We start from the raw sequence: 25,750 nt of genomic DNA on the forward strand, positions 1-25,750 counted from the left end.
ATGGACACCGCCACGAGGCAGAAGGCCGCGGAGACGGCGACCGAGATCGACCGGGTCGCCACGCTGAGCCTGCCGGAGCCGGCCGGCGAGGTGATGCCGCTGACCGGCGCGCCCGAACCGGTCGCCGCCGAGATCCGCGCGCGGATGGACCGTCTCGACATGGCGAACACGCAGTCGATCATCGAGTTCGGGGCGGAGGCGCAGGCTGAACTGCAGCAGATCAGCCAGTCGATGCTGCAGGACGTCAAGAGCAAGGACGTGGGACCGGCGGGCGACAGCCTGCGCTCCATCGTCTCCACCATTCGCGGCTTCTCGGTGAGCGAGCTCGACGTGCGCCGCAAGCGGTCTTGGTGGGAGAAGCTGGTCGGCCGGGCCGCGCCGTTCTCCAAGTTCGTGGCACGCTTCGAGGACGTGCAGGCGCAGATCGACAAGGTGACGGGCGACCTGCTGCGGCACGAGCACGTCCTGCTGAAGGACATCAAGTCGCTCGACAAGCTCTACGAGAAGACGCTCGACTTCTACGGCGAGCTCGGCCTCTACATCGCCGCGGGCGAGGCGAAGCTCGCCGAGCTCGACGGGGAGACGATCCCCGCGAAGGAGCGCAGCGTCGCGGCCCTGCCCGAGGGCGACCGGATGATCGCCACGCAGGAGCTGCGCGACCTTCGCTCCGCGCGCGACGACCTCGAGCGGCGGGTCCACGATCTGAAGCTCACGCGTCAGGTGACGATGCAATCCCTGCCCTCGATCCGACTGGTGCAGGAGAACGACAAGTCGCTGGTCACCAAGATCAACTCCACCCTCGTCAACACCGTCCCGCTCTGGGAGACCCAACTCGCGCAGGCCGTCACCATCCAGCGTTCGCGCGAGGCGGCCGAGGCGGTGCGCGACGCCAACGACCTGACGAACGAACTGCTGACGGCGAACGCGAAGAACCTGCGGGACGCCAACAAGGTGGTGCGCACCGAGATGGAGCGCGGCGTCTTCGACATCGAGGCCGTGCGGCGGGCGAACGACGACCTCGTGGCGACCATCAACGAGAGCCTGCAGATCGCCGACGAGGGCAAGGCCAAGCGCGCCGAGGCCGAGCGCGAGATGCAGAAGATGGAGGCCGAGCTGCGCGAGACGCTCGCCTCGGCCAGCGCCCGCCGCGACGGGGTCGGCACCAATGCCGGCACGTCGGTGCCGAACGGCTGACCGGATGCGCGCCGCACTCCTCCTTCCGGCCGCCCTGGCGCTCGCCGCCTGTCAGACGGTCGCCCCGGAGCCGGTCGAGCCCTCGCCGGTCCCGAAGACGCGTCCGGACCGCCCCCCCGCGCGCGCCGCGACGATCTCCCCGGAGAGCCGGGACGCGCGCGCATTCTACGCCAATCTGCAGGGGCGACTCCTGGCGCAGGGCCTGCTCAAGCGCGACGACGGGTCCGAGGCGGACAGTTTCGACGCCGCCCGACTGGCCCGCAACTTCGAACGGATCGCGCTGTATTCCGAATATGCCGAGACGGACGGGCGCTTCGTCCCGCAGCAGAGCCGGGCGCAGCTTCGGCGCTGGGAGGGGCCGGTGCGGGTCGAGCTGCATTTCGGCGCCTCCGTGCCCGACTCCGTGCGGCGGACGGACCGGGTCCGGGTGCAGGGCTATCTGGAACGCCTCGCCCGCCTGACGGACCATCCGATCGACCTCGTGGAGACGGGCGGAAACTACCACATCTTCGTGGCCTCCGTGGACGAACAGCGCCGGCTCGGCCCCGCCATCGCCGCCGCCGAGCCGGGCCTCGCGCGGACGACGATCCGCGAGATCACGCGGCTCGACTGGACGACCTATTGCGCCGTCTACGCCTCCTCCGCGTCGGAGCGGCCGAATGCCTATGTCTCGGCCATCGCCTTCGTGCGGTCCGAGCATCCGGACCTGTTCCGCCAGTCCTGCTACCACGAGGAGATCGCGCAGGGCCTCGGCCTCGCCAATGACAGCTTCGACGTCCGCCCGTCGATCTTCAACGACGACGAGGAATACGCGCTGCTCACCCGGCACGACGAGTTGCTGCTGCGGATGCTCTACGATTCCCGGCTCGAGATCGGCATGAGCGCCGAGGAGGCCCGTCCGACCATCCGCCGGATCGCCGCCGAGCTTCGCCCCGACGACGGCCCCGTCTGACCGGACCCCGTTCGACGCGCCCCACCCGATCAGGAGACGCCCATGCCCATCTTCGACTTCCTCGCCGGCCAGTTCATCGACGTCATCGAGTGGACGGACGACACGCGCGACACGCTGGTCTACCGATTCGAGCGTTACGGCCACGAGATCAAGTACGGCGCCAAGCTCACGGTGCGCGAGGGCCAGGCCGCGGTCTTCGTCCACGAGGGACAGCTCGCCGACGTGTTCATGCCCGGGCTCTACATGCTCGAGACCAACAACATGCCGGTGATGACCACGTTGCAGCACTGGGATCACGGCTTTCGCTCGCCCTTCAAGTCGGAGGTCTACTTCGTCTCGACGACGCGGATGACCGATCTGAAATGGGGCACGAAGAACCCGGTCACGCTGCGCGACCCCGAGTTCGGTCCGGTCCGCCTCCGCGCCTTCGGGAGCTACGCGATCAAGGTCAGCGATCCGGGGCGGTTCCTGACCGAGATCGTGGGCACCGACGGCGAGTTCACCCGCGACGAGATCCAGTTCCAGATCCGCAACATGATCGTGCAGGCCGCCTCCCGCGCGCTGGCCTCGAGCCGCATCCCGGTCCTCGACATGGCGGCCAACACCGACGAGCTGGGCCGGATCGTGGCCGAGCAGATCTCGGCGACCACCGCGGAATACGGGATCGTGGTGCCCGAGCTCTATGTCGAGAACATCTCGCTGCCGCCCGCCGTCGAGGCCGCGCTCGACAAGCGCACCTCGATGGGCGTGCTGGGCGACCTCGACAAGTATCGCCATTTCGCCACCTCCGAGGCGATGCAGAACGCGGCCACGACGCCCGGCTCGGGCATGGGAATGGGGCTCGGCGCCGGGATGGGCATGGCGATGGGCAACATGATGGCCACCGGCCCCTGGGGTCCGCGCCCCGCCGAGGCGCAACCGGCGCAGGCCGCACCGCCGCCCCCGCCGCCGGTCGAGCATGTCTGGCACGTCGCGAAGGGCGGGCAGACGAGCGGGCCGTTCTCCAAGGCGCGGCTGGGCCGGATGGTGACCGAGGGCGAGGTCACGCGCGAGACCTATGTCTGGACGCAGGGCCAGGACGGCTGGCAGAAGGCCGAGGACGTGGCGGAGCTCGCGCAGCTCTTCACCGTCATGCCCCCGCCTCCGCCGCCCGGCACCTGACGCCGCCCGATGCCGAATCTGTCGATCCGGAGGCGCCCGTGAAGGTCCCCGTCGTGCCCCGCCGCGAGCCCGAACGCCCGCGCGAGATCCCGAAGACCGAGGATCACCGCTTTCCCTGCGAGGCCTGCGGCGGCGACATGCGGTTCGAGCCGGCCGCCGGCCGCATGGTCTGCGACCATTGCGGCAACAGCGTCGACGTGACGCCGGCCCGCGCCCCGATCCGCGAGATCGACATCCGCGAGGGGCTGCAGGACGGTGCGGGCGGCGCCGAGCAGGAGGAGACGCGCGTCCTCGACTGCCCGAATTGCGGCGCGCAGGTCGAGTTCGACCCGGATGTCCACGCCGCCGAATGCCCGTTCTGCGCCACGCCGGTCGTCACCGGGACCGGCGTGAACCGGCACATCAAGCCGGGTGCCGTCCTGCCCTTCGCGCTGGAGGAGCCGCAGGCGCACGAGGCGATGAACCGTTGGCTCGGCTCGCTCTGGTTCGCGCCGAACGGGTTGCAGCGCTACGCGAAGAAGCGCCGCAAGATGTCGGGCATCTACGTCCCCTTCTGGACCTTCGACGCGCGGACCGAGACGAGCTATTCCGGACAGCGCGGCGACACCTACTTCGTCCGCCGCACCGTCATGCGCGACGGCAAGCCGGTCTCGGTGCAGGTTCCGAAGATACGCTGGACCCCGCGCCGGGGTCGGGTCGCGCGGTTCTTCGACGACGTGGTGGTGCTGGCGTCGAAATCGCTGCCGAAGAGCCATACCGACGCGCTCGAGCCCTGGGACCTGTCCGGTCTGTCGCCCTACGCGCCACAATTCCTCGCGGGCTTCCGCGCCGAGGCCTATCAGGTCGCGCTCGAGGAAGGCTTCCGCGAGGCGCGGACCCGGATGGACGCGGTGATCGCCCGCGACGTGCGGATGGATATCGGCGGCGATCAGCAGCGCATCACCGCGCTCGATACGAAGATCTCGGACGTGACCTTCAAGCATGTCCTGCTTCCGGTCTGGATCGCGGCCTACAAGTATCGCGGCGAGACCTTCCGTTTCGTCGTCAACGGCCAGACCGGCCGTGTGCAGGGCGAGCGGCCCTATTCGGCGATCAAGATCACGATCGCGGTGATCCTCGGCTTGATCGTGGCCGCCATCGTGGGCTTCATCGCCAGCCAGACGCAATGACCGGAGGTGCGCGATGATCCTGTGCGCGGGCGAGGCCCTGATCGACATGCTGCCGCGCGAGACGGCCGACGGGCCGGGCTTCTTCCCGGCGACGGGGGGCGCGGTGTTCAATACGGCGATCGCGCTCGGCCGGCTCGGCGCGCCGGCGGCGTTCCACTCGGGTCTTTCCTCGGACCTGTTCGGCGCCCGGCTCGCCGACGCGCTCGCGGCCTCGGGGGTGGAGAACCGCGCGGCGATCTCGGACCGGCCGACGACGCTGGCCTTCGTGACGCTCACCGACGGGCATGCCGAATACGCCTTCTACGACGAGGGCACGGCGGGGCGGATGCTGGCCCCTGCCGACGCACCCGACATGACCGGGATCGAGGCGCTGTTCCTGGGCGGCATCTCGCTCGCCGTGGAGCCCTGCGCGGAGGCCTACGAGGCTCTGGCGCTCGCTCATTCGGACCTTCCGATCATGATCGACCCGAACATCCGCCCGGGCTTCATCCGCGACGAAGCCGCGTTCCGCGCCCGGCTCGACCGGCTCCTCGCAGTGGCCGACATCGTGAAGCTCTCGGACGAGGACATGCGCTGGCTCGGGATGGACGCGGCGCAGGTGATGGCGCGGGGGCCGAAGGTGCTTTGCCTGACGGAGGGCGAACGCGGCGTCCGTGCGATCACCGCGAAGGGCGAGATCGCCGTCCCGGCCCGCCGGGTCGAAGTGGTCGATACGGTGGGCGCGGGCGACACGTTCAACGCGGGGCTGATGGCCGGGCTGCAGGAAGCCGGGGCGCTCACGACGGATACCCCGTCGGAGCCCGCGCTCTGCGCCGCACTGGAGCTTGGCGTGGCGGCGGCCGCGATCACCGTGAGCCGGGCCGGCGCCAACCCGCCGCGGCGCGACGAGCTCGCGGCGTGAAGGCCGTCGTGCAGCGCGTCGCGGAGGCGCGGGTCGAGATCGACGGCAAGGTCGTCGGGCGCTGCGGCGCGGGTCTGATGATCCTCGTCTGCGCGATGCAGGGCGACACCGAGGCCAATGCGGAGGCGCTCGCCGGGCGGATCGCGAAGCTGCGCGTCTTCCGCGACGAGGCCGGCCGGATGAACCGATCCATCCGCGACACGAGCGGCTCGGCCCTCGTCGTCAGCCAGTTCACGCTGGCCGCCGACACGTCGCGCGGCAACCGCCCGGGCTTCGCCGCCGCCGCGCCGCCGGAGACGGGCGAGCCGCTCTACGAGCATTTCGTCGCCGCGCTCCGGGCCGGGGGCGTGCCGGTGGAGACCGGGCGCTTCGGGGCCGACATGGCGGTGCATCTCGTCAATGACGGACCGGTGACGATCCCGATGGAACGCTGATGGACGCGCCGCGCCGGCCGGCGTAGCAAGGCGGCACTTTCGAGAGGTCCGTCATGCCCGATACCGCCCTGCCCAATTCCTGGGATGCCCGCGCCAAGGCGTCCAGCTTCTTCGGTTTCACCGACCTGCCCTCGATCGAGGCGCGGGGCACGGTCGTGCTGACCCATGGCGAGGGGCCCTATGTCGTCGACACCGAGGGGCGGCGCTACCTCGACGCGAATTCCGGGCTCTGGAACATGGTCGCGGGCTTCGACCATCCGGCGCTGACGAAAGCCGCGCAGGATCAGTACGCGCGCTTTCCCGGCTACCACGCCTTTTTTGGGCGGATGTCGGACCAGGCGGTGATGCTGTCGGAGCGGCTGGTCGAGGTTTCCCCCTTCGAGACCGGCAAGGTGTTCTACACCAATTCGGGGTCCGAGGCGAACGACACGATGGTCAAGATGCTGTGGTTCCTGCACGCCGCGGAGGGGCGGCCGCAGGCGCGCAAGATCCTGACGCGCGGCAACGCCTATCACGGGGTCACGGCCGTCTCCGCCTCGATGACGGGCAAGCCCTACAACGCGGTCTTCGGCCTGCCCCTGCCCGGCTTCCTCCACCTGACCTGCCCGCATTACTGGCGCGAGGCGCGGCCGGGCGAGAGCGAGGCCGATTTCCTCGCCCGCCTCGTCGCCGAACTCGAAGAGATGATCGCGCGCGAGGGTGCGGACACCATCGCGGGCTTCTTCGCGGAGCCGGTGCAGGGCGCGGGCGGGGTCATCCCGCCGGTCGAGGGTTATTTCGATGCGATGCTGCCGGTGCTGCGTCGCCACGGCATTCCGGTGATCGCCGACGAAGTCATCACCGGCTTCGGCCGCACCGGCGCGGTCTGGGGCTGCGAGAGCTATGGCTTCGTGCCCGACGCGATCATCTCTTCCAAGGCATTGACGGCGGGCTACTTCCCGATGGGCGCCGTGATCTTGGGGCCGGAACTGGCCGACCGGCTCGACCGGGCGGTGCGCGTGATCGAGGAGTTTCCGCACGGCTTCACCGCCTCGGGCCATCCCGTCGGCTGCGCCATCGCGCAGGCCGCCATCGGCCTCGTGCTGAACGGCGGGCTGCTCGACAACGTGCGGCGCCTGATCCCGCGCTTCGAGGCCGGGCTCGCGGAACTCGCGAAGCACGAGCATATCGGCGAATGGCGCGGTCGCGGACTGATGGGGGCGCTGGAGGCGGTGCGCGACAAGGATACGAAGGAGCCCTTCGAAAGCGAGCTTTCCGTCTCCGAGCGGATCGCCAATGCCTGCACCGATCACGGCCTGATCTGCCGGCCGCTCGGTCAGGCCATCGTGCTCTGCCCGCCCTTCATCACGACCGACGCGCAGATGGACGAGATGTTCGACAAGCTGTCGGCCTCGCTCGACGCCGTCTTCGCCGAGATCGCCTGAGCCGCGGCGCTACTTGTTCAGCTTCGAGAGCATCTCCTGCATCTCGGACAGTTGCGCGCGGATCGCGTCGAGCTCCTCGCGCGACTGCGGCTCGGACGGCGCGGCTTCGGACGGGTCCGGGGAAGTGTCGGGCGGCGCGGTCCAGCCGCCGGTCATCGCCTTGAAGAAGGCGGCCTGCTGCTCGCGCATGGCCTTGAACCCCGGCATCTGCGACATCGGGTTCATCACGGTCATGTTCTCGACAATCTTCGACTGACCGGAGCGCAGCATCTCGAAGCTCATGGCCAGGAAGTCCGGCACCACCGACTGGGCCGAGCCCGTGTAGGAGCGAACGAGGTCGGTCAGCACACCCAGCGGCAGCACGCTCTCGCCCCGCGACTCGTGCTCGGCGATGATCTGCAGCAGGTAGGAGCGGGTCAGGTCGTCACCGGATTTGAGGTCGACGATCTTGACCTCCCGCCCGGCGCGGATGAACCCGGCAATATCCTCGAGGGTGACGTAGTCGCTCGTCTCGGTGTTGTAGAGGCGACGGCTCGCATAGCGCTTGATCAAGAGCGGTTTGGCTTCGTCCAACATCTCCGGCCCCCATCGGTTGCGATGCACCGAACCGTAACGGGCACGCGGAAAAGCGCAAACGAAAAGGGCGGGACACCCGTCCGGTGTCCCGCCCCTGATCCGGAGACGACGTGGCCTTACTTCGCGGTCGCAGGGACCTTCTTCGCAGCCGTGGTGGCCTCGGAGGTGGCCTTCTTCACGGCGGCGGTCGCGTCTTCCTGCGCTTCCTTGCCGGCGGACATCATCAGCTCGACCGTGTCCATCTGGACCTTCTTGGCGACTTCGGCGAAGGCGGCTATGTTCTCGGCAGCGACTTCGGCAGAGGCGGAAGCGAAGTCGGTCATCGCCTTGGCGTAGTCCGAAGGCTCTTCCTTGATCTCGGCCATCGGGCCCATCTTCGAGAGCGTCTCGCGGGTCCACTTGTGGCTGATCTCGGCGGATTGCTCGGCGGCGGCCAGCGCGATCTTCGAAATCTTCTCGCCGAAGGCGGCCTGCGTCTTGAAGGCTTCGGTCAACGCAGAAGTATCGACGGGGAACTGACCCATCATGTCGGTCATGTACTTCGTGAAATCTTGGTTCCGGTTCATCATATCGGTCTCCATCTCGCATGTCGGGCCGACCGGGTGGACCCGACCATCGGGCCGGTTCCTCGGCGGCTGACAGGGACATACATGCTGCAGTGCGGCATTTCAACCATTATTCTGCATTGCAGCATGACGTAAGGACCGAATGAGGCAACAGGGCGGCCTTGCAGAATTGCAAGGCCGCTCCCTCCGTCAGGCGACGCGCGCGACGGCCTGCGACGCCTCCGCGGGGAGGTTGAGGATAGAGCCTGGATCGCGAAGCATCAGGTTCAGGATCGTCCCGGCCACGAGCGTACCGCCGAGGGGTCCGAGCTTGCCGCCGAACTGCTCGGCTTCCCACAGCAGGTAGTACCAGAGCGGCGTCCGCCCGGTCATCTTCAACGCCTCTACATCCGGTGACGGGTCGAGCACGTCGAGGCCGAGCGCGGTGGCCGCCGCCTCGCCCGTCGGCAGGCAGAACGTGTGCTGCCCGCGCAGCATGTTGCGCTCCGCGAGATTGGGATGGTCTGACACGACGTTGGGCGGCAACTCGATGAGGGCGCGGACGATCCTGGTATCGATGGACCGGGACTTCTGCGCCGCCGGTCCGAAGTAGCGGGCGAAATCGAGGTTGTGCTCGCGCTTGACCGGCGAGAAGCCGCGGTTGATCGGCGAGAAGACGTCGACCGTGCCATGCGCGTCGTTCAGGTCGTAGCTCTGCCGGATCATCGAATGGCCGAACCGGAACGCCGCCGCCGAGAACTCGACCGGCATGTCCGGCGCGCAACCCCAATGGACCGGCCCGGGCAGGTGCCCCGCGCGAGCGCCCGACACCATCGGGTCGAGGACACTCGGCGCTACGACGGCCGGCAGGAACTCGGTGAGGACCCGGTTCTGGTATTCGTGCCGCAGCCGGGTCCGCGCGGCCTCGAACCGTTCCTCGTCGCTCCCGGTCTCCTCGGCCAGAAGCTCGTTGTAGCGGGCCACAAAGAGTCGGCCGTGGAGTTGGCTCACGAACAGGTTCTCGTCGTTCCGCGGGTCGCCGATCAGGGCACGGTCGTTGCAGTTGCGCTGCAAGTCGAGCGGGTTGCCGAGCGACCCGGCCGCCCAGCCGCGCCCGAAGGCCAGCCCCCGCGCCTCCCCGTCCTGTCCGTAGAGCCACGGATCGACCTCCGGTCCGGCGCCAAACACCGAGTCGAGGTCGAAGCGCGGCGTGCGGAAGTTCTCGACGTCCTCTACCCGCCCGGCCGCCACGCCGAGGCGCGTCGTCGCATCGAGTGTGAGGTCATGGTCGATGAACTGTCCGAGAAAGGCCATCCCCGCATCCGCTGGCCCGTCGGTCGCCGTCTCCGGCGTTTCCGCCATCCGGTTGGCGAGCGCCCGGATCTCCTCGACCGAGGGCTGTTCTTCCTGCCGATCGAGGAGCCGACCGAAATTGCGCTGCGCCTGGACGCGCGGTCCCTGCGCGCTGCCGATCTCCGCCGCGGGCCTGTGATCGAGGCTCTGCGTGCCCTTCGCCTCTCCCTCGCAGGCCATCGCGATCGCGGCGGTGACACCCTTCATCATCCCGTGGCGGGACGCTCCCATTTCCCTGGTCATGTCGATCTACTCCGATGTCGAACTGGTTACTGACGCGTGGTCAACGTACCAGCCCGAACGGAACGGCCGACAGTGAGGGAAACCCGACCTAGCTCGCCTTCGGCAGTACGTAGCTGCCCGGCGCGGGCTCGATCGGGTCATAGCCGTTTCCGCCCGGCGCGCGGGCCGCGACCTCCCGACCGGATCGCGGTCGCAGCCATTCCTCCCATCGCGGCCACCACGACCCCTCGTGGAAGGTCGCCGACGCGTGCCACGCTTCGGGACTTTCGGCAGCGAACGCGTCGTTCGCGTAATGCCCGTACTTCTTCTTCGACGGCGGGTTCACGATCCCGGCGATATGGCCGGACTGGGACAGGATGAAGGTCTTGTCCTTCGCGCCCATCCTGTCCACCGTCCGCCACGCCCCGCGCCAATGCGCGATATGGTCAGTTTCGGCGGCGATCGCGCAGAGCGGCACGTCGATATCGCCGAGCGTCAGGCCCTTCTGCTCCAGTAGGTCGAAGCCGGTCGTGGCCAGCTCGTTGCCGATGCAGAGCCGGCGCAAATACTCGGTCACCATCGGGCCGGGCAGGTTCGTCCCGTCGCCGTTCCAGTGCAGCAGGTCGAAGGCCGGCGGCGCCTCGCCCAGCATGTAGGACTTGATCGCGGGTCCGTAGACGAGGTCGTTGGACCGCATATAGCTGAAGGTCCGGCCCATGAAGAATTTGTCGAGGTAGCCCTTCGCAGCACTCTCCCGCTCGATCCCTGCGACGAAATCGTCGTCGAGGAACACGCCCATCTCGCCCGGATCCTCGAAATCCGCCAGCGTCGTGAAGAAGGTGGCCGACTTGATCGACCTGTCCTTACGCCGCGCCATCAGCGCGAGCGTCGCCGACAATGTCGTACCCGCGATGCAGTAGCCGATCGCGTTGACCTGCGACTGCCCGGTGATCGCCTTGACGGTCTCCACCGCCTCGAGGAAACCGCTCTCGATATAGTCCGACAGCGTGACGTCGGCATGCTCGCGCTCGGGATTGACCCAGCTCGCCACGAAGAGCGTGTAGCCGCGATCCACGATCCACTTGATGAGGGAATTCTGCGGCTTCAGGTCGAGGATGTAGAACTTGTTGATCCAGGGCGGAAACAGGACGATCGGCGTCGCACGGACCTTGTCCGTGGTCGGTGCATACTGGATCAGCTCGAAGAGGCGGTTTCGGTAGACGACGGAGCCCTCGGTCGTGGCGATGTTGCCGCCGACCTTGAACGCATCCGGGTCCGACAGTGTCACAAGCCAGTCGCCATGATTGGCCTCGATGTCACGGACGAGGTTTTCGAGCCCCTTCACGAGGCTCTCGCCCTCGGTTTCGACCGCCCGCTGCATCGCCTCGGGATTGGTCGCGAGGAAGTTCGTCGGCGCGAACAGGTCGACGATCTGCTGGCTGAAGAACTCCACCCGCCGCTTGTCGGCCGCGTCGAGCCCGCCGAGTTCGTGTACCGTGTCGCGTATCGCGGCCGCGCTGATCTGGTATTGCTGCTTGAGGAAGTTGTAATACGGGTGCTCCTGCCAGAGCGGGTTGGCGAAGCGCCGGTCCTTCGGCTGGTTGTCGGGCGCCGGGATCGGCTTGCCGCTGACCAGGGCGGTCTGCGCCTCGATCGCGTGGCGCAACGCCTGGCCCCAATAGCCGACCTGCCGCTCGATCAGCTTGCCGGGGTTGTTCGCCATCTCCGTCCAGTAGGCCGCCATCGCCTTGGCATAGAGTTCCGCGCCCGGCCCCTGCAGCCCCGGATCGGATTTCCGGCGCGATGCGAGCGCCGTCACAAGACGCTTGGTCAAGGCGTCGATCCGGAGCAGATTCTCGTTCAACCGCTCCAGCGCGGCGGGGCCCGCCGGGTCCGGAGGGTTGCCGTCCCGCGACATTTCGTTTCCGTCGTCCGACCCGCTCATCGCTTGATTTCCCCCCGTCATGCTGCAACTGCTAAGGTCTCCCTGGACGCAAGCATACCCGATGCGGCCGAATAAGACAGGGCCTGCCGGGCCCGCGCCCAAGCAAGACGAGGAGTCGCCTCATGCAATTCATGGCCGCCTACGACATGATGGAAGCCACGCGCAATGCGAATGCGTGGCTCGGCGCGACGGCGCGCACGATGGGCAGCTTCCCGGCGACGGCGCTCGTTCCGAACCCGGCCTTCAAGATGCTGGCCGCCTGGGGTCAGGTGACGGAGCGCAGCTTCGCCCGGATGATCGCCAAGCCGGACTGGAACATCCCGCACCTCTCCTCGCCGGAAGGGCACGACATGATCGTCGAGCCGAAGGTGGAAGTCAGTCGGCCGTTTGGAGACCTGCTGCGCTTCGCGGTCTCCGGCCGCCCGAAGATGGCGCGCCGCATCCTGCTGGTCGCGCCGATGTCGGGGCATTACGCGACCCTGCTGCGCTCCACCGTCACCTCCCTTCTGCCCGACGCGGATGTCTGGGTGACCGACTGGCACAATGCCCGCGACATCCCCGTCTCCGCGGGCAAGTTCGATATCGAGGATTACACGCTCTACCTCGTGGAGTTCATGCGCCATCTCGGCTCCGACCTGAACGTCATCGCCGTGTGCCAGCCCGCGCCGCTCACCCTCGCCGCGACAGCGCTTCTGGCCGAGCAGGAGCCGGAGGCGCAACCACGCACGCTTACCCTGATCGGCGGTCCGATCGACCCGGACGCGGCCGCGACAGACGTGACCGATTTCGGGCGCCGCGTCACGATGGGGCAACTCGAGCACTCGATGATCCAGCAGGTCGGGTTCCAGCATGCGGGCGTCGGCCGGAAGGTCTATCCGGGGCTGCTCCAGCTGAGTTCCTTCATCTCGATGAATCTCGAGACGCATTCCCGCGCCATGCGCGACCAGATCCTCGCCGTCGCCAACGGCACGGCCGCAGACCACGACCGCCACAACCGGTTCTACGACGAGTATCTCGCCGTGATGGACATGACGGCGGAGTTCTATCTCTCGACCGTCGAGCGCATCTTCAAGGGTCTCGAGATCGCGCAGAACCGCTTCGTCGTGGACGGCCACCGGGTCGATATCGGCAGGATCACCGATGTCGCCGTGAAGACGGTGGAGGGCGGCAAGGACGACATCTCGGCCCCCGGCCAGTGCGTCGCCGCGCTGGACCTGCTGACCGGGCTTCCGGACGGGAAGAAGGCCAGTCACCTGGAGCCGGAGGCGGGCCATTACGGCATCTTCGCCGGCGGGTCCTGGCGCAGGAACATCCGGCCGCTCGTTCTCGACTTCATCGACGCGAACGCGTCCGGGCCGACACCCGCGCGGCGGGGCAATTCCAGATTGCGCAGCGTCGAGACCAAGGCGCCCGAAGGCGATAGCGGCCGCGTCGCGGTCTGATGCCGGATCTTGGCTACGGCTGCGCCTGCGGCAAGCTTCGCGGGACGGTGGCCGACGTCACGCCCGCCGCCTGCAGCCACGTCCTGTGCCATTGCCACGATTGCCGGTCGGCCTACACGTATCTCGGCCACGAGGATCCCGGCGTCGTGGATCTCATCCAGACGAGTCAGGATCGCATCCGCGTGACCGAGGGCCGCGACAAGCTGCGGGCGTTCCGGCATACGCCTCGTGGTGCGCTCCGGTGGTACGCGGCCTGCTGCGACTTGCCGCTCTTCGTGACGCCGCTGCGCCCGCGCCTCGTTCATGTCGGAATGAACGCCGATCGGCTGGACGACCCGGTGGCGATCGGCCCGGTTCGGGGCGAAGGCTTCATCCGGACGCCCGACGGCAAGGTCCGGCACAAGAACATCCTGTTCGTCGCGACGCGGCTCGTCTCGCGCGTAGTCGGTCGGAATGTCACCGGCGAATGGAGAGAAACGCCGTTCTTCGATGCCGCCGGGGAGCCGGTCCGGGATCCGAAGATCCTCGCCCGGGCCGAGCGCAGCGAGGCGTTGTCCGCGTTGCGGCGCTGAACGCGAAAAGGGCGCCGCGCGGCGCCCTTCCCGTCTCTCCCTCGCCGCCCCTCAGGCCTTGAAGCGTCGAATCTGCCCGCCGCGCAGGCGATCCGAATAGGAGTCGAGCTCCCGTTTCACGAGCTTCATCAGGAAGTAGAGCGCGAAGATGTTCACGACCGCCATCGAGAAGATCATCGCGTCCGAGAAGTCGATGACCGGCCCGAGGCTCGCCGCCGCACCGATCACGGTGAAGATGCAGAAGATCACCTTGAAGGTCAGCTCCGACGTCCGACCCTCGCCGAACAGGTAGGTCCACGCTTTCAGCCCGTAATAGGACCACGAGATCATCGTGGAAAAGGCGAAGAGCACCACCGCCAGCGCGAGGACGTAGGGGAACCACCAGATCGCCGTCGCGAAGGCGGCCGAGGTGAGGGCCACGCCCGACGTGTCGCCGATGGTGCGGATCGCCGCGCCGGCCTCGTCGAGGACGAAGCGCCCGGTCTCGGGGTCGGTGATGAGCTGGCCCGAGATCGTGATGACGAGCGCCGTCATCGTGCAGATCACCACCGTGTCGATCAGCGGCTCCAGGAGCGAGACGAACCCTTCGGTGATCGGCTCGTTCGTGCGCACCGCGCTATGCGCGATCGCCGCCGAACCGACGCCTGCCTCGTTGGAGAAGGCCGCGCGCCGGAACCCTTGGATCAGTGCGCCGACGAGCCCGCCGGCAACCCCGAGCCCGGTGAAGGCGCCCGCGAAGATCTGTCCGAAGGCCGCGCCGATCATGTCGTAATTCGCGATCAGCACGATCAGCGCAGCGCCGACATAGAGAAGCCCCATGAATGGCACGATCTTCTCCGTCACGTGGGCGATCGACTTGATGCCGCCGACGATGACCGCGAAGACCACGCCCGCGAAGACGAGGCCGGTGATGACGCCCGGGTAATCGCCGACGATGCCGGATATCTGCGCATGCGCCTGGTTGGCCTGGAACATGTTGCCCCCGCCGAGCGCGCCGAGGATGCAGAACACCGCGAAGAGGATCGCGAGGATGCGCCCGCCGGGCAGGCCGAGCTCGTCGAACCCTTTCTGCATGTAGTACATCGGCCCCCCGGAGACCGTGCCGTCGGGATATTCGTTGCGGTACTTCACGCCGAGCGTGCATTCGGTGAACTTCGAGGCCATGCCGAGCAGCCCGGCGACGATCATCCAGAACGTCGCGCCGGGCCCGCCGATACCGATCGCGACCGCGACTCCCGCGATGTTGCCCAGGCCCACCGTGCCCGAGAGTGCCGTCGCCAGAGCCTGGAAGTGGCTGACTTCGCCCGCGTCGTTCGGGTCGGAATAGTCACCCTTCACCAGCGCGATGGCGTGGCCGAAAAAGCGGAACTGCACGAAGCCGAAATAGATCGTGAAGATCGTCGCCGCGACGACGAGCCACATGACGATCCACGGGAAGTCCGTCCCCGGGAACGGCATGAAGATGAAGCTCACGTAAGGGCCCGTCACGTCGGAGAAGACGGCGTTGACGCGGTCATCGAGGCTCAGCGCCTCCTCCTGCGCGAAGGCCGCGCTTCCGAGGAGGGCCGCGGCGCTTGCGGCAAGGAATGTCGAAACAAGTCTCATGCTGGCCTCCTTCAGGCGACGACGGTCACGGGCACGACGGCGCTCATGACGAGGTTGGAGGTGGAGGAACCGAAGACCCGCTGGACGAAGCCGCCCTCGGACATGCGGGCGACGATGATCTGTTCGACGCCCTCCTCGCCGGCGATGCGGTTCAACGTGTCGGCGACATCCCCGTGACGGACCAGGCCGCGTGCGGTCAGTCCCGCCGCCCGGAGCTTCGCGACGGCCGGATCGACCAGACGCTCCGTCGCGGTCGCGATCTCCTCCTCACGCCGGCGGTGACGCTGCGCGTTCTCCTCGGCCGTCTGGAAGGAATAGGGCGACCATTCGATCACGTAGGTCACGATGAGCTCGCAATCCCCGATCAGTTCGGCGAGATGCTGGGCATGGGCCAACGCCCTCTCGCCCGACGCCTGGCCATCGAGGCCCACGACAAGTTTGACTGTCATTTTCCGTCTCCTCGAATGCGGCCGGACACGCGGTCTCCGCGACGGCGCCGGCAATCGTCCGGGCCAGCCCATCGCGCTGCCCCCGCGGAAGCCTAGGAGAATGGTTAACGGAAAGCGCCTGTCACGGATCGGTCACCACGATTTCCGACGGCAAACGCGGCAATTTTGCACTTGGGGCGCGCACGATGCCCTCCCCGCGCGCCCAAGTCGAACGAAGACGCGGCCGATCAGTGGCCGAGGATCTGGCTCAGGAACAGCTTGGTGCGTTCGTTCTGCGGGTTCCTGAAGAACGCCTCGGGCTCGTTCTGCTCCACGATCTGGCCGGCATCCATGAAGATCACCCGGTTCGCGACCTGCCGGGCGAAGCCCATCTCGTGGGTGACGCAGATCATCGTCATGCCTTCCTCGGCGAGCTGGATCATCGTGTCCAGCACCTCCTTGATCATCTCGGGATCGAGCGCGGAGGTCGGTTCGTCGAAAAGCATGATCCGCGGCCGCATGCACAGGCTGCGGGCGATGGCCACCCGCTGCTGCTGACCGCCGGAGAGCTGACCGGGATACTTGTTGGCCTGATCGGGGATCTTGACCTTCTCGAGGAAGTACATCGCCGTCTTCTCGGCCTCGCGCTTCGGGATCTTTCGGACCCAGATCGGCGCGAGCGTGCAGTTCTCGAGGATGGTCAGGTGCGGGAACAGGTTGAAGTGCTGGAAGCACATCCCGACCTCGGACCGGATCTTGTCGATGTTCTTGAGGTCCGACGACAGCGGCGTGCCGTCCACGACGATCGAGCCCTGCTGGTGCTCCTCCAGCGCGTTGATGCAGCGGATCAGCGTCGACTTGCCCGAGCCCGACGGGCCGCAGATCACGATCCGTTCGCCGCGCTGCACGGTCAGGTCGATGTCGCGCAGCACGTGGAACGCACCGTACCACTTGTTCATGTTGCGGATCTCGATGGCGACCTCGTCGGAGATCTCCATCTGCGGCGTTGCCGTATCCGTGTCGGTCATGGCCATGTGACTACCCTCAACGATGGTCGGTATGCAGCTGGCGTTCGAGCCACTGCGAGTATTGCGAGATGCCGTAGCAGACGGTGAAGAACATGATGCAGGCCGCGGCCCAAAGCTCCCAGTAGATGCCGGCCCAGGCGGTCGAGGCGAGGATCGGACCGCGGATCATGCCGACGAGGTCGAACATCGAGATCACCGAGACGAGCGTCGTGTCCTTGAAGAGCCCGACCGCGACGTTGACGATGCCCGGGATCGAGATCTTCAGCGCCTGCGGCAGGATGATGAGCCGCATCGCCTGCGCGTAATCGAGGCCGAGGCTGTCGGCGGCCTCGTACTGACCCTTCGGCAAGGCGGCGAGCCCGCCCCGGATCACCTCCGCGATATAGGCCGAGGCGAAGAGCGTGATCATGATGATGACGCGCAGGATGAGGTCGAAATTCGCGTCCGGCGGCAGGAAGAAGGCCAGAACAACGTTCGCCACGAAAAGCAGCGTGATGAGCGGCACGCCCCGGACGAACTCGATGAAGACGACGCAGAAGCCTTTCACCACCGGCAGCCGCGACTGCCGCCCGAGCGCGAGCAGGATCCCGAAGGGAAGCGACAGGGACACGCAGACGATCCCGAGGATGAGGTTGAGCATGAAGCCTCCCATCGCCCGGCTTACCACGGCCTCGAGGCGGGCGAAGCGGGGGAACTCGCCGGCGAGGAGCCCTCCGAACCACCAGACCGCGACCGCGGCCAGCAATCCCGCGGCGAGGCCCAGGACGAAGCCGCGCCGTTCGACGATCGAGAACGCGAGATAGCCGGCGAGGAAGCCCAGAGCGGCGAAGAGCGGCGTGAGGATCGTGCCGCCCCAGATGAGCCAGTAGGCCAGGAACGGATAGATCGCGGTCACGATCAGCGTCCAGCGCGGCAGGAACATGATGAAGAGCGCGGGCGGCACCGCCACGAAGAGCAGGAAGAACGCGAGGACGGGACGCCACCGTAGGTAATCCGGGTACTGGAACCCGAAAAGGAGTTGCGGCCAGCGTTCCCGCAGGACGGAGAAACAACCGCCGCCATTGCCCTGCAGGATCTCACGGCATTCCGCGAGGGAACTGCCCTGCCACGTTCCATTGACGACCCAGGGGACGAGGCCCGACAGCAGGACCCAGAGCACGTAGAGCGCGACTAGCGTGAGGATGGCGTTGAACCAGGTCGCAAACAGGTTCTCACGGAGCCATCGAACGGCGCCGGTCTCGCGGGCGGGCGGCGGCGCGGGCGGGATCACGCTCTCGCGGACGAAGGCGACGGATTCGGCGTGGGTGTCGCTCATCTCAGCGCTCCTTCAGGGCGACGGACGCGTTGTAGGCGTTCATGACGGCGGAGATGACGAGGCTGAAGACAAGATAGAAGGCCATCAGCAGCAGGATGCATTCCAGCGCCCGCCCGGTCTGGTTCAGGGTGATCCCCCCCAGCGTGCCGGTGAGGTCCATGTAGCCCACGGCAATCGCCAGCGAGGTGTTCTTGGTGATGTTCAGGTATTGCGAGATGAGCGGCGGGATGATGATCCGGAGCGCCTGCGGCAGGACGACGAGGGACATGACGCGTCCCGGTCGAAGGCCGAGCGCGGCGGCCGCCTCCGTCTGGCCCCGGCTGATGGCGAGGATGCCGGCGCGCACGTTCTCGGCGATGAAGGCGCCGGTATAGACGGAAAGGGCGAACCAGAGCGCGATGAGCGAGTTCCGGGCGAGGATGCCGCCCTGGAAATTGAAGCCGCGCAGTTCCGGCACTTCCCACCGGAGCCCGAGGATCACGAGCGTGACCACGATCGGCACGAACCAGAGCCCGAGATTGACCCAGAGGGTGGTAGGCCGGACGCCCGTCGCATTCTGCCGCTTCGTCGCCCAGGCGTTGACGGCCCGCACCGCGAAGAACGACGTAACGAGAACGGCCAGCACGATCAGCCAGTTCGCGTTGCTCGCGACCTCCTGCGCGACCGGGGCGGCCGCGTCGGCCGGGACCTCGTCGGCGACGGCGCCGATGCCGTTCGTGAAGTAGGGGCGCGGCAGGTAGAAGCCGCGGTTCGTGATCGCCGCGACCCCGAAGATCGGCGAGGCCTCGGGGTTGTCCCCGCGGAAGGCGCTCGGCTGGGGGAACACGTTCGCGGAGATCGTGAAGATGATCAGGATCCAGATCAGCACCGGAATGTTGCGGAACATCTCCACGTAGATCGCCATCAGCTTCCGGACGATCCAGTTGTTCGACAACCGCAACACGCCGGCGATGACGCCGAGGACGGTCGCGGTCGCGCAGGCGAGGAACGCAACGATCAGCGTGTTGATGGCGCCGATGAAGGCGGCCCGAAGATGCGACGACTGGCTGGTGTAGGGGATCGGCTGCTGGTTGATGTCGTAGCCCGCCGGATCGGCGAGGAAGCCGAAATCGATGCCGGCCTGTCGGAGCACGGGATTGCGGATCGCGTTGCTCGCGAGCCACCCGAAGAACAGGATCAGGGCGATCAGCGCGATGGCCTGAAACGTGTAGGACCTGTAGCGCTTGTCGCGGACGAGGAGGCTCAGCCTGAAGCCGTCCGCGCGCGGCGGATCACTCAGTGTCGTCATATGTGTTCCCCGTGTTCCGCCGGCTTATCGGACGGGGCGCGTTTCGGCCTTCTCGTCCGTCGGGCCGTGGATCGACCCGTTCATGCCCGTGGAGGATTCTTGATGCGAGAGGGGCGCGGGTGATGCCCGCGCCCCTCCCCGTCTCGTCTTACCGGAACGGCGGCGCGTATTGCAGGCCGCCTTCGGTGTAGAGCGCGTTCAGACCCCGCTCCAGTCCGACGGGGCTATCCTCGCCGATGTTGCGGGAGAAGATCTCGCCGTAATTGCCGACGGCCGCGATCGCGTCCTTGGCCCAGCTGTTCTCGAGGCCGATCATCGCGCCGAGCTCACCCTCGGTGCCGAGAAGACGGTTCACCTCGGGGTTGTCGCCGGCTTCCGCCGCCATCTCCTCGACGTTGTCCTGGGTGACGCCGTATTGCTCCGCCGCGACGAGCGCGAAGTAGGTCCAGCGGACGATGTCGCCCCATTCGCTGTCGCCGTGGCGCACGAGGGGGCCGAGCGGCTCCTTCGAGATGACCTCGGGCAGGATCACGTAATCGTCGGGCGACGGGTAGGTCACGCGGACCGAGGCCAAGGCAGAACGGTCGGTCGTGTAGACGTCGCAGGCGCCGGCGAGGAACTGGGTCCGTGCCTCTGCCTCGGTCTCGATCGGGACCGGCTCGTAGGACATGTCGTTGACGCGGAAATAGTCCGCGAGGTTCAGCTCGGTCGTCGTGCCGGTCTGGATGCAGATGGTGGCGCCGTCGAGCTCCGTGGCGGAGGACACGCCGAGGGCGGTGGGGACGATGAAGCCCTGTCCGTCGTAGTAGTTCACCCCGACGAAATCGAACTTCAGGTCCGTGTCACGCGAGAACGTCCAGGTCGTGTTGCGTGCCAGCAGGTCGACCTCGCCCGAGGCGAGCGCGGTGAAGCGGGTCTTGCCGGTGGTCGAGATGAAGTTGACCGCCTCCGGATCGCCCAGCACGGCGGCGGCGACGGCCCGGCAGACGGAGACGTCGAAGCCTTGCCACTCGCCGTTCGCGTCCGGCGCGGCGAAGCCCGGCACGCCGGTGTTGACCCCGCAATTCAGCGACCCGCGCGCCTTCACGTCGTCGAGCGTCGCGGCGGACGCTCCGGCGGCGGCGAGGCCGGCGAAGGCCAGCGTGCCGAGAAGGACGGAATTCTTCATGGATATACCTCTTCCTGTTGATCCGCCCGCACGCGCGAACGGGGTCGGGACCGAAAAACATACGGGCCGACCGGTTTTGACGTGAGGATGCTTGATCCCCTCACTGCGCGGAAAGAGGCCAGATGGGGGGCCGAAGGTCAAGGGAGATACCTTCGACCGATCCGGTCGGACGCGGCGGAAGCGTCCGAATTGTGCGTCGGATCGACCGGATTGCCGCGTCAGGCGCCGTTCAGCCGCTCCAGGTATCGCGCCGCCTGGAGGAATGCGGCCCGCCGGATCGCCACGCGTTCGGCCTCCTCGGCGTCGAGGCCCCATTGCTCGGCCTGCCAGTCCTCGTCGACCCGGGAGGCCGCCCAGAGCGCCTCCGCGTCCTGCCCGTCCATCGCCGCAAGACCGATGACGAGGCTCCCCGACAGCGACACGAACTCCGACAGGGCCGTCAGCTCCCAGACGGAGAACGTCGCGACCCGGCGTCGCAGGGCATCGAGCGCGCTATCCGGCTGTTCGACGGGAATGACGCCTTCGGTCAGAACGAGGCGGGCGCCGAGCGCGGAGGCGGCCCAGGCGAGCAGCGGGTCCCAGGCCGAAGCCTGCCGCGCCTTGAGCGCGTCCGGCCCCGCGGCCCGGTAGCACAGCAGGTCCGAGCCGCCGTATTCCGCCAGACCCGCGGCGACCTCGGCCCGTTGCGGCACGACCTTGTCGAGCGTCGCGTTGGCCGCCCGCGTCAGCGGCATCGACAGCGGATCGATCCGCTCGCCCTGTGTGCGCCATTCGTCGGCGATCCCTTCGGCCAGTGCGCGGGACGGCACGACGAGTTCCGTCTTCAGCGGCGTGCGGACCGACCGGCCGTCGAGGCGAACGGCATGGCCCTGCGGCACGGACTCCACGCGCGCGTCCGTCCAGAACCGTTTGGGGGCCCATTCGCTCACGTCAGGCGCGCCTCGATCAGCGCCGTGAGCGACGCGAAGTCGGACACGATCGGGCTGGCCCCAGCCGCCGCGAGCGCATCGGCCGTGTGAAATCCCCAGTCCACGCCCACCATCGGGACGCCCGCGGCGGCGGCCATCGCGGCATCGAATGTCGTATCGCCGATCATCATCGACCGGCCCGGCTCGGTCGCCGTCTCCAGAAGCGCGCGCTCGATCATCGAGGGATGCGGCTTCGACGGATGATCGTCGGCGCATTGCAGCGTCGCGAAGAGGTCGTCCCAGCCCTTCGCCGCGATCAGGCGGTCGAGGCCGCGCCGCGACTTGCCCGTGGCGATGCCAAGGATGACGCCGACGCTGCGCAAACGCTCGAGTCCCTCGACCACGCCCGGATAAAGCATCGTCTCGCCGTACTCGGCTGCCGTCGGCCCGTAGGCGCTGCGATAGCCCGCGACAATCTCCGCCCGCGTCGCTTCGTCGACGCCGGGCGTCAGCCGGGCGACGAGGATCGGCAGCGACAGGCCGACGCCCGACAGGATCTCGCGCCGGTCGGGAACGGGCCGGTCGACCGCCGCGAAGGCCTGCGCCATCGTGGCGACGATCACCGCCTGACTGTCGACCAGCGTGCCGTCCACGTCGAAGATCGCCAGCCCTTCAGACAAGGTCGTCCTCCGCGAAGGGGTCGACGGGCACGTCCGCGGCCGACCAGCCCAGCATGTCCCACGTGCGCTGCATGTGTTCGGGCAGCGGCGCGGTGATGTGCAGGCGGGCGCCGGTGATCGGGTGCGTCAAGGTCAGCGACCGCGCGTGAAGGTGCAACTTGCGACTGATCTCGCCGCCGAAGGACGCGCCCCAGCCATCGCCCAGATTCTCCTGCCCCGAACCGCCGTATTTGCCGTCGCCCGCGATCGGGTGGCCCATCTCGGCCATGTGCACGCGGAGTTGGTGCGTCCGGCCGGTCACGGGGACGAGCGCGACCCATGCGGCGCGGGCGCCGAGGCTTTCCAGAACGGCGTAGTCGCTGACCGCCCGCTTGGCCCCCGGAACGTCATCCACCTCGTCGGGATGCACGACCCGCATCTTCTCGCCCCCCTCCCCGCCGCCGCCGGACTTCACGAGCCCGTAGCGGACCGTTCCCATCCGCAGCTGCGGCACGCCGGCCACGGCGGCCCAGTAGATCTTCCTCGTGTCGCGGTCGCGGAACGCTTCCGATAGCTGCGCGGCGGTCAGGCGATTGCGGGCCATGATCATGACGCCCGACGTGTCCTTGTCGAGCCGGTGGACGAGGCGCGGCTGCTCCTCGGCATCGAAGCGCAGCGCGTCGCCCAGCCCGTCGACATGCCGCGTCTGGCCGGAGCCGCCCTGCGAAGCGAGGCCCGGCAGCTTGTTCAGCGCGATCAGGTGCTCGTCACGGTAGAGAACGCAGGACCGGATCATCTCCGCATCCGCTTCGGCCACCTTCTCGCGACGCGGGGCCGCGGGCGCGCGGTCCTCCGGCAAGGGCGGCACACGGACCATCTGGCCCTCGGTCACGCGGGTGTTGGCCTTCACCCGTCCGCCATCGACCCGCAGATCGCCCTTGCGGCACATCTTTTCGACCTGCCCCTGCGTCACGTTCGGAAACCGGCGACGGAGCCAGCGGTCGAGGCGCTGGTCCCCCTCGCCCGGTCCGACTGCGATGGTCTGCACACCGCTCACGAGAGACCCCGCGCGAGGGCGAGCCCGGCGGTAAGCGCAAGCAGGCTGAGCCCGACCGACAGGAGGACGTAGAGGATTGCCGCGCCGCCCTGGCCGCGTTCGATCAGGGTCAGCGTCTCGAGCGAGAAGGCCGAGAAGGTCGTGAACCCGCCGAGCACGCCGGTCAGGACGAAGGGCTGCCATTCCGGCAGGCCCGCTCGTCCGAGCATAATTGCCGCGAGCCCCATGACGAAACTGCCGACCACGTTGACCGTCAGGACTGCGATCGGGAAGCCTTCGCGCATCAGGGCAGCGCCGACGAGGAACCGCAGCGACGCGCCGAGCGCGCCGCCGAGCGCGACGGAGATCAGGGGGAAGGTCATGGCCGTCCTGTCGAACCTGCGCCGCCCGGTGTCAACCGTCGCCGCGAGCGCGCCGCTTCTCGCGCTGCTCCACGAACCAGTCGAGCCGCCGACCGAGTTCGCGTTCGAAGCCGCGATCGACGGGGACGTAATAGACCGGACGCTTCATGCCGTCCGGGAAGTAGTTCTGTCCCGAGAACGCATCGACCTCGTCGTGGTCATAGGCGTAACCCGCGCCGTAACCCTGCTCCTTCATCAGCTTCGTCGGGGCGTTGCGAATATGCTTGGGTGGCGGTTCCGATCCGGTCTTGGCCGCGCCCGCGACGGCGGCCTTGTAGGCAGCGTAGGCCGCGTTCGATTTCGGCGCGAGCGCGAGGTAGATGACGGCATTGGCGATGGCGAGTTCGCCTTCGGGCGATCCGAGCCGCTCGTAGGTCTCCCAGGCCTGGAGGCAGATGCCCTGCGCCTGCGGATCGGCGAGGCCGATATCCTCCACCGCCATCCGGGTCACGCGCCGCGCGAGGTAGCGTGGGTCCTCGCCGCCCGCGAGCATCCGCGCCAGCCAATATACCGCCGCGTCCGGGTCGCTGCCGCGCACCGATTTATGCAGCGCCGAGATCAGGTTGTAATGCGCGTCGCCGGACTTGTCGTATTGCGCCGCCCGACGCTGGAGGCGGCGGGACAGCGTGTCGCGATCGACCGGTCCCTTGGCGCCCCAGGCCGCAACCTGCTCGACGAGGTTCAGGAGCGCCCGCCCGTCGCCGTCCGCCATTTCCTGCATCGCCTCGCGCGCCTCGCCGTCGAGCGGCAGCTTCGCGCCGATCTCCTTCTCCGCGCGTTGCGTCAGGAGTTCCATGTCGCGGAGGGTCAGGCGTTCGAGGACGAGGACCTGCGCTCGCGACATCAGCGCGGCGTTCAGTTCGAAGGAAGGGTTCTCCGTCGTCGCGCCGACCAGCGTGATCGTCCCGTCCTCCATATGTGGCAGGAAGCTGTCCTGCTGCGCCTTGTTGAAACGGTGGATTTCGTCGACGAAGAGGAGCGTCCCCTTGCCGTTCGCCCGTTTGTTGCGCGCCGTCTCGAACACCTTGCGAAGGTCGGCGACACCGGTGAAGATCGCGCTGATCTGGACGAAGTGTCGGCCCGAGCGTTCCGCGAGCAGACGCGCGATGGTCGTCTTGCCAACACCGGGGGGGCCCCAGAGTATGAGGCTCGGCAGCGTACCCTCCAGCATCGCCGTCAGGGCACCGTCCTCGGCCAGGAGGTGCCCCTGCCCGATCACGGCTTCGAGGGAGGCGGGGCGCAGCCGGTCCGCAAGGGGTACTGGCGCACTCGGCACGTCGGATGTGGGCTCCGGGGCGGTATCGAACAGGTCGGCCATCCCCCGTCATGTAGACCTTGCCGCGCCGCTGGGAAAGCCGGCCGGCAAGGTGGGTCAGTGAACCTTCGTCGCCATCGAGATGTTGACCGCCACGCTCATCGAGCCGCCGATGTCGAGCACCGGCCCAGCCGGGATGCAGTCGAGCCCGACGCGACGGGCCAGACGCGGCGAATTCGCGGGGATCAAGCCGAGGACCGACGTCGCGCCGAGGGCGCGGCCAGCCTGCACCATCTCCGAGATGAGCTGCATCTGCACGCGCAGCCGCTTACTCGCCGGGACGTCATGGGACACGAACACCCGGCTCGACTCCCAGATCTTCGGATCGACCGGCGCCTCCTGAAAGAGAAGGTTCGGCGGGATGGTCGAGAGCAGCCCAAGCTGCGCGTCGCGGATCATATAGGAGTAGATCCCGCAGCGATGCGTCGTCGGCGTCAGCCGGACGCCGGCGAGAATGCGGCCGCCCTCGTGGACCGCGACCCAACGGCTCGCCGGCGTGTCGTACTGGTCGAACTCCATGCCGTCGGCCGCGGGGAGGTCCCATTTCGCCTGCTCGATGAACGTACGGTGCCGGGCGCGCAGCAGGTCGGCGAAAAGCGGTCCGTGGGCATGAAGGTTGTCGAAGGAAAGCGTGGTGACTTGCATGGACAATGACTTTCGTTGCCGGCGGAGCGGTGTCGCCGGTCCA

General features: G+C 67.8%; 25 protein-coding genes. 9 read left to right on the forward strand and 16 right to left on the reverse strand.

The window, feature by feature from the left end; all coding sequences use genetic code 11:
- The 7 genes from Q1A87_RS07970 (at window position 1) to Q1A87_RS08000 (ending at window position 7,235) form a co-directional block, all read left to right on the forward strand.
- Window positions 1-1,194 (forward strand): toxic anion resistance protein, encoded by a 1,194-nt coding sequence (locus tag Q1A87_RS07970; protein WP_299649402.1) that lies wholly within the window; start codon window positions 1-3, stop codon window positions 1,192-1,194.
- A 4-nt stretch (window positions 1,195-1,198) separates the two neighbouring features.
- Window positions 1,199-2,146 (forward strand): DUF2927 domain-containing protein, encoded by a 948-nt coding sequence (locus Q1A87_RS07975; RefSeq protein ID WP_299649405.1) that lies wholly within the window; start codon window positions 1,199-1,201, stop codon window positions 2,144-2,146.
- Between the two features lie 42 nt (window positions 2,147-2,188).
- Entirely contained in the window at window positions 2,189-3,307 is a 1,119-nt protein-coding gene (locus tag Q1A87_RS07980; protein WP_299649408.1) for an SPFH domain-containing protein, read from the forward strand.
- Window positions 3,308-3,444: 137 nt separating this feature from the next.
- Window positions 3,445-4,476: a primosomal protein N' (replication factor Y) - superfamily II helicase gene (locus Q1A87_RS07985; RefSeq protein WP_299649826.1), complete on the forward strand. Its 1,032-nt coding sequence runs from the start codon at window positions 3,445-3,447 to the stop codon at window positions 4,474-4,476.
- A gap of 13 nt (window positions 4,477-4,489) precedes the next feature.
- A complete protein-coding gene (locus Q1A87_RS07990; protein ID WP_299649411.1) occupies window positions 4,490-5,377 on the forward strand; it encodes a carbohydrate kinase in 888 nt (295 codons plus the stop codon).
- Complete coding sequence (gene dtd, locus Q1A87_RS07995; RefSeq protein WP_299649414.1) at window positions 5,374-5,811, forward strand: D-aminoacyl-tRNA deacylase; 438 nt, start codon at window positions 5,374-5,376, stop codon at window positions 5,809-5,811. The genes Q1A87_RS07990 and dtd overlap by 4 nt, the downstream gene beginning before the upstream one ends.
- Window positions 5,812-5,864: 53 nt before the next feature.
- Window positions 5,865-7,235, forward strand: coding sequence for an aminotransferase (locus tag Q1A87_RS08000; protein ID WP_299649417.1), 1,371 nt, complete (start codon window positions 5,865-5,867; stop codon window positions 7,233-7,235).
- Window positions 7,236-7,244: 9 nt separating this feature from the next.
- On the opposite strand, the gene phaR is transcribed toward Q1A87_RS08000, so the two are convergent.
- The 4 genes from phaR to phaC form a co-directional block, all read right to left on the reverse strand.
- Window positions 7,245-7,811, reverse strand: coding sequence for a polyhydroxyalkanoate synthesis repressor PhaR (phaR, locus tag Q1A87_RS08005; RefSeq protein ID WP_299649420.1), 567 nt, complete (start codon window positions 7,809-7,811; stop codon window positions 7,245-7,247).
- 116 nt (window positions 7,812-7,927) lie between these two features.
- Window positions 7,928-8,377: a Phasin gene (locus Q1A87_RS08010; protein ID WP_299649423.1), complete on the reverse strand. Its 450-nt coding sequence runs from the start codon at window positions 8,375-8,377 to the stop codon at window positions 7,928-7,930.
- Between the two features lie 189 nt (window positions 8,378-8,566).
- Window positions 8,567-9,952 carry a peroxidase family protein gene (locus tag Q1A87_RS08015; protein ID WP_299649426.1) on the reverse strand — a complete coding sequence of 462 codons (1,386 nt, stop codon included), beginning with the start codon at window positions 9,950-9,952 and terminating at the stop codon, window positions 8,567-8,569.
- Window positions 9,953-10,040: 88 nt separating this feature from the next.
- Entirely contained in the window at window positions 10,041-11,849 is a 1,809-nt protein-coding gene (gene phaC, locus Q1A87_RS08020) for a class I poly(R)-hydroxyalkanoic acid synthase (RefSeq protein WP_299649829.1), read from the reverse strand.
- Between the two features lie 149 nt (window positions 11,850-11,998).
- On the opposite strand from phaC, the gene phaZ reads away from it, so the two are divergent.
- On the forward strand, window positions 11,999-13,318 hold the full coding sequence (gene phaZ / locus Q1A87_RS08025; protein WP_299649429.1) for a polyhydroxyalkanoate depolymerase: 1,320 nt from the start codon (window positions 11,999-12,001) through the stop codon (window positions 13,316-13,318).
- Window positions 13,318-13,890, forward strand: coding sequence for a DUF6151 family protein (locus tag Q1A87_RS08030; RefSeq protein WP_299649432.1), 573 nt, complete (start codon window positions 13,318-13,320; stop codon window positions 13,888-13,890). The genes phaZ and Q1A87_RS08030 overlap by 1 nt, the downstream gene beginning before the upstream one ends.
- Window positions 13,891-13,941: 51 nt before the next feature.
- On the opposite strand, the gene Q1A87_RS08035 is transcribed toward Q1A87_RS08030, so the two are convergent.
- The 12 genes from Q1A87_RS08035 to Q1A87_RS08090 form a co-directional block, all read right to left on the reverse strand.
- A complete protein-coding gene (locus Q1A87_RS08035) occupies window positions 13,942-15,495 on the reverse strand; it encodes an alanine/glycine:cation symporter family protein (protein ID WP_299649435.1) in 1,554 nt (517 codons plus the stop codon).
- An 11-nt stretch (window positions 15,496-15,506) separates the two neighbouring features.
- Window positions 15,507-15,944 (reverse strand): universal stress protein, encoded by a 438-nt coding sequence (locus Q1A87_RS08040; RefSeq protein ID WP_299649438.1) that lies wholly within the window; start codon window positions 15,942-15,944, stop codon window positions 15,507-15,509.
- Between the two features lie 227 nt (window positions 15,945-16,171).
- Window positions 16,172-16,957, reverse strand: coding sequence for an amino acid ABC transporter ATP-binding protein (locus tag Q1A87_RS08045; protein WP_299649441.1), 786 nt, complete (start codon window positions 16,955-16,957; stop codon window positions 16,172-16,174).
- Between the two features lie 10 nt (window positions 16,958-16,967).
- Window positions 16,968-18,266, reverse strand: coding sequence for an amino acid ABC transporter permease (locus tag Q1A87_RS08050; RefSeq protein ID WP_299649445.1), 1,299 nt, complete (start codon window positions 18,264-18,266; stop codon window positions 16,968-16,970).
- 1 nt (window position 18,267) lies between these two features.
- Window positions 18,268-19,554 carry an ABC transporter permease subunit gene (locus Q1A87_RS08055; RefSeq protein WP_299649448.1) on the reverse strand — a complete coding sequence of 429 codons (1,287 nt, stop codon included), beginning with the start codon at window positions 19,552-19,554 and terminating at the stop codon, window positions 18,268-18,270.
- 148 nt (window positions 19,555-19,702) lie between these two features.
- Entirely contained in the window at window positions 19,703-20,722 is a 1,020-nt protein-coding gene (locus Q1A87_RS08060) for an amino acid ABC transporter substrate-binding protein (protein ID WP_299649451.1), read from the reverse strand.
- A 218-nt stretch (window positions 20,723-20,940) separates the two neighbouring features.
- Window positions 20,941-21,651, reverse strand: coding sequence for an ATP12 family protein (locus Q1A87_RS08065; RefSeq protein WP_299649454.1), 711 nt, complete (start codon window positions 21,649-21,651; stop codon window positions 20,941-20,943).
- Window positions 21,648-22,310, reverse strand: coding sequence for an HAD-IA family hydrolase (locus Q1A87_RS08070; RefSeq protein WP_299649457.1), 663 nt, complete (start codon window positions 22,308-22,310; stop codon window positions 21,648-21,650). Before Q1A87_RS08070 ends, Q1A87_RS08065 begins: the two co-directional genes overlap by 4 nt.
- Window positions 22,303-23,346, reverse strand: a complete 1,044-nt coding sequence (locus Q1A87_RS08075) for an RluA family pseudouridine synthase (protein WP_299649460.1) — start codon at window positions 23,344-23,346, stop codon at window positions 22,303-22,305. Before Q1A87_RS08075 ends, Q1A87_RS08070 begins: the two co-directional genes overlap by 8 nt.
- The gene (gene crcB / locus Q1A87_RS08080; RefSeq protein ID WP_299649463.1) at window positions 23,343-23,708 is read right to left on the reverse strand and encodes a fluoride efflux transporter CrcB; all 366 of its coding nucleotides are present in this window, start codon (window positions 23,706-23,708) and stop codon (window positions 23,343-23,345) included. Before crcB ends, Q1A87_RS08075 begins: the two co-directional genes overlap by 4 nt.
- A 31-nt stretch (window positions 23,709-23,739) precedes the next feature.
- Window positions 23,740-25,065, reverse strand: coding sequence for a replication-associated recombination protein A (locus tag Q1A87_RS08085; RefSeq protein WP_299649466.1), 1,326 nt, complete (start codon window positions 25,063-25,065; stop codon window positions 23,740-23,742).
- A gap of 54 nt (window positions 25,066-25,119) precedes the next feature.
- A complete protein-coding gene (locus Q1A87_RS08090) occupies window positions 25,120-25,707 on the reverse strand; it encodes an acyl-homoserine-lactone synthase (RefSeq protein WP_299649470.1) in 588 nt (195 codons plus the stop codon).
- Between the last annotated feature and the right edge of the window lie 43 nt (window positions 25,708-25,750).

It is taken from the genome of uncultured Jannaschia sp. (assembly GCF_947494055.1).
Classification (GTDB): Bacteria; Pseudomonadota; Alphaproteobacteria; order Rhodobacterales; family Rhodobacteraceae; genus Jannaschia.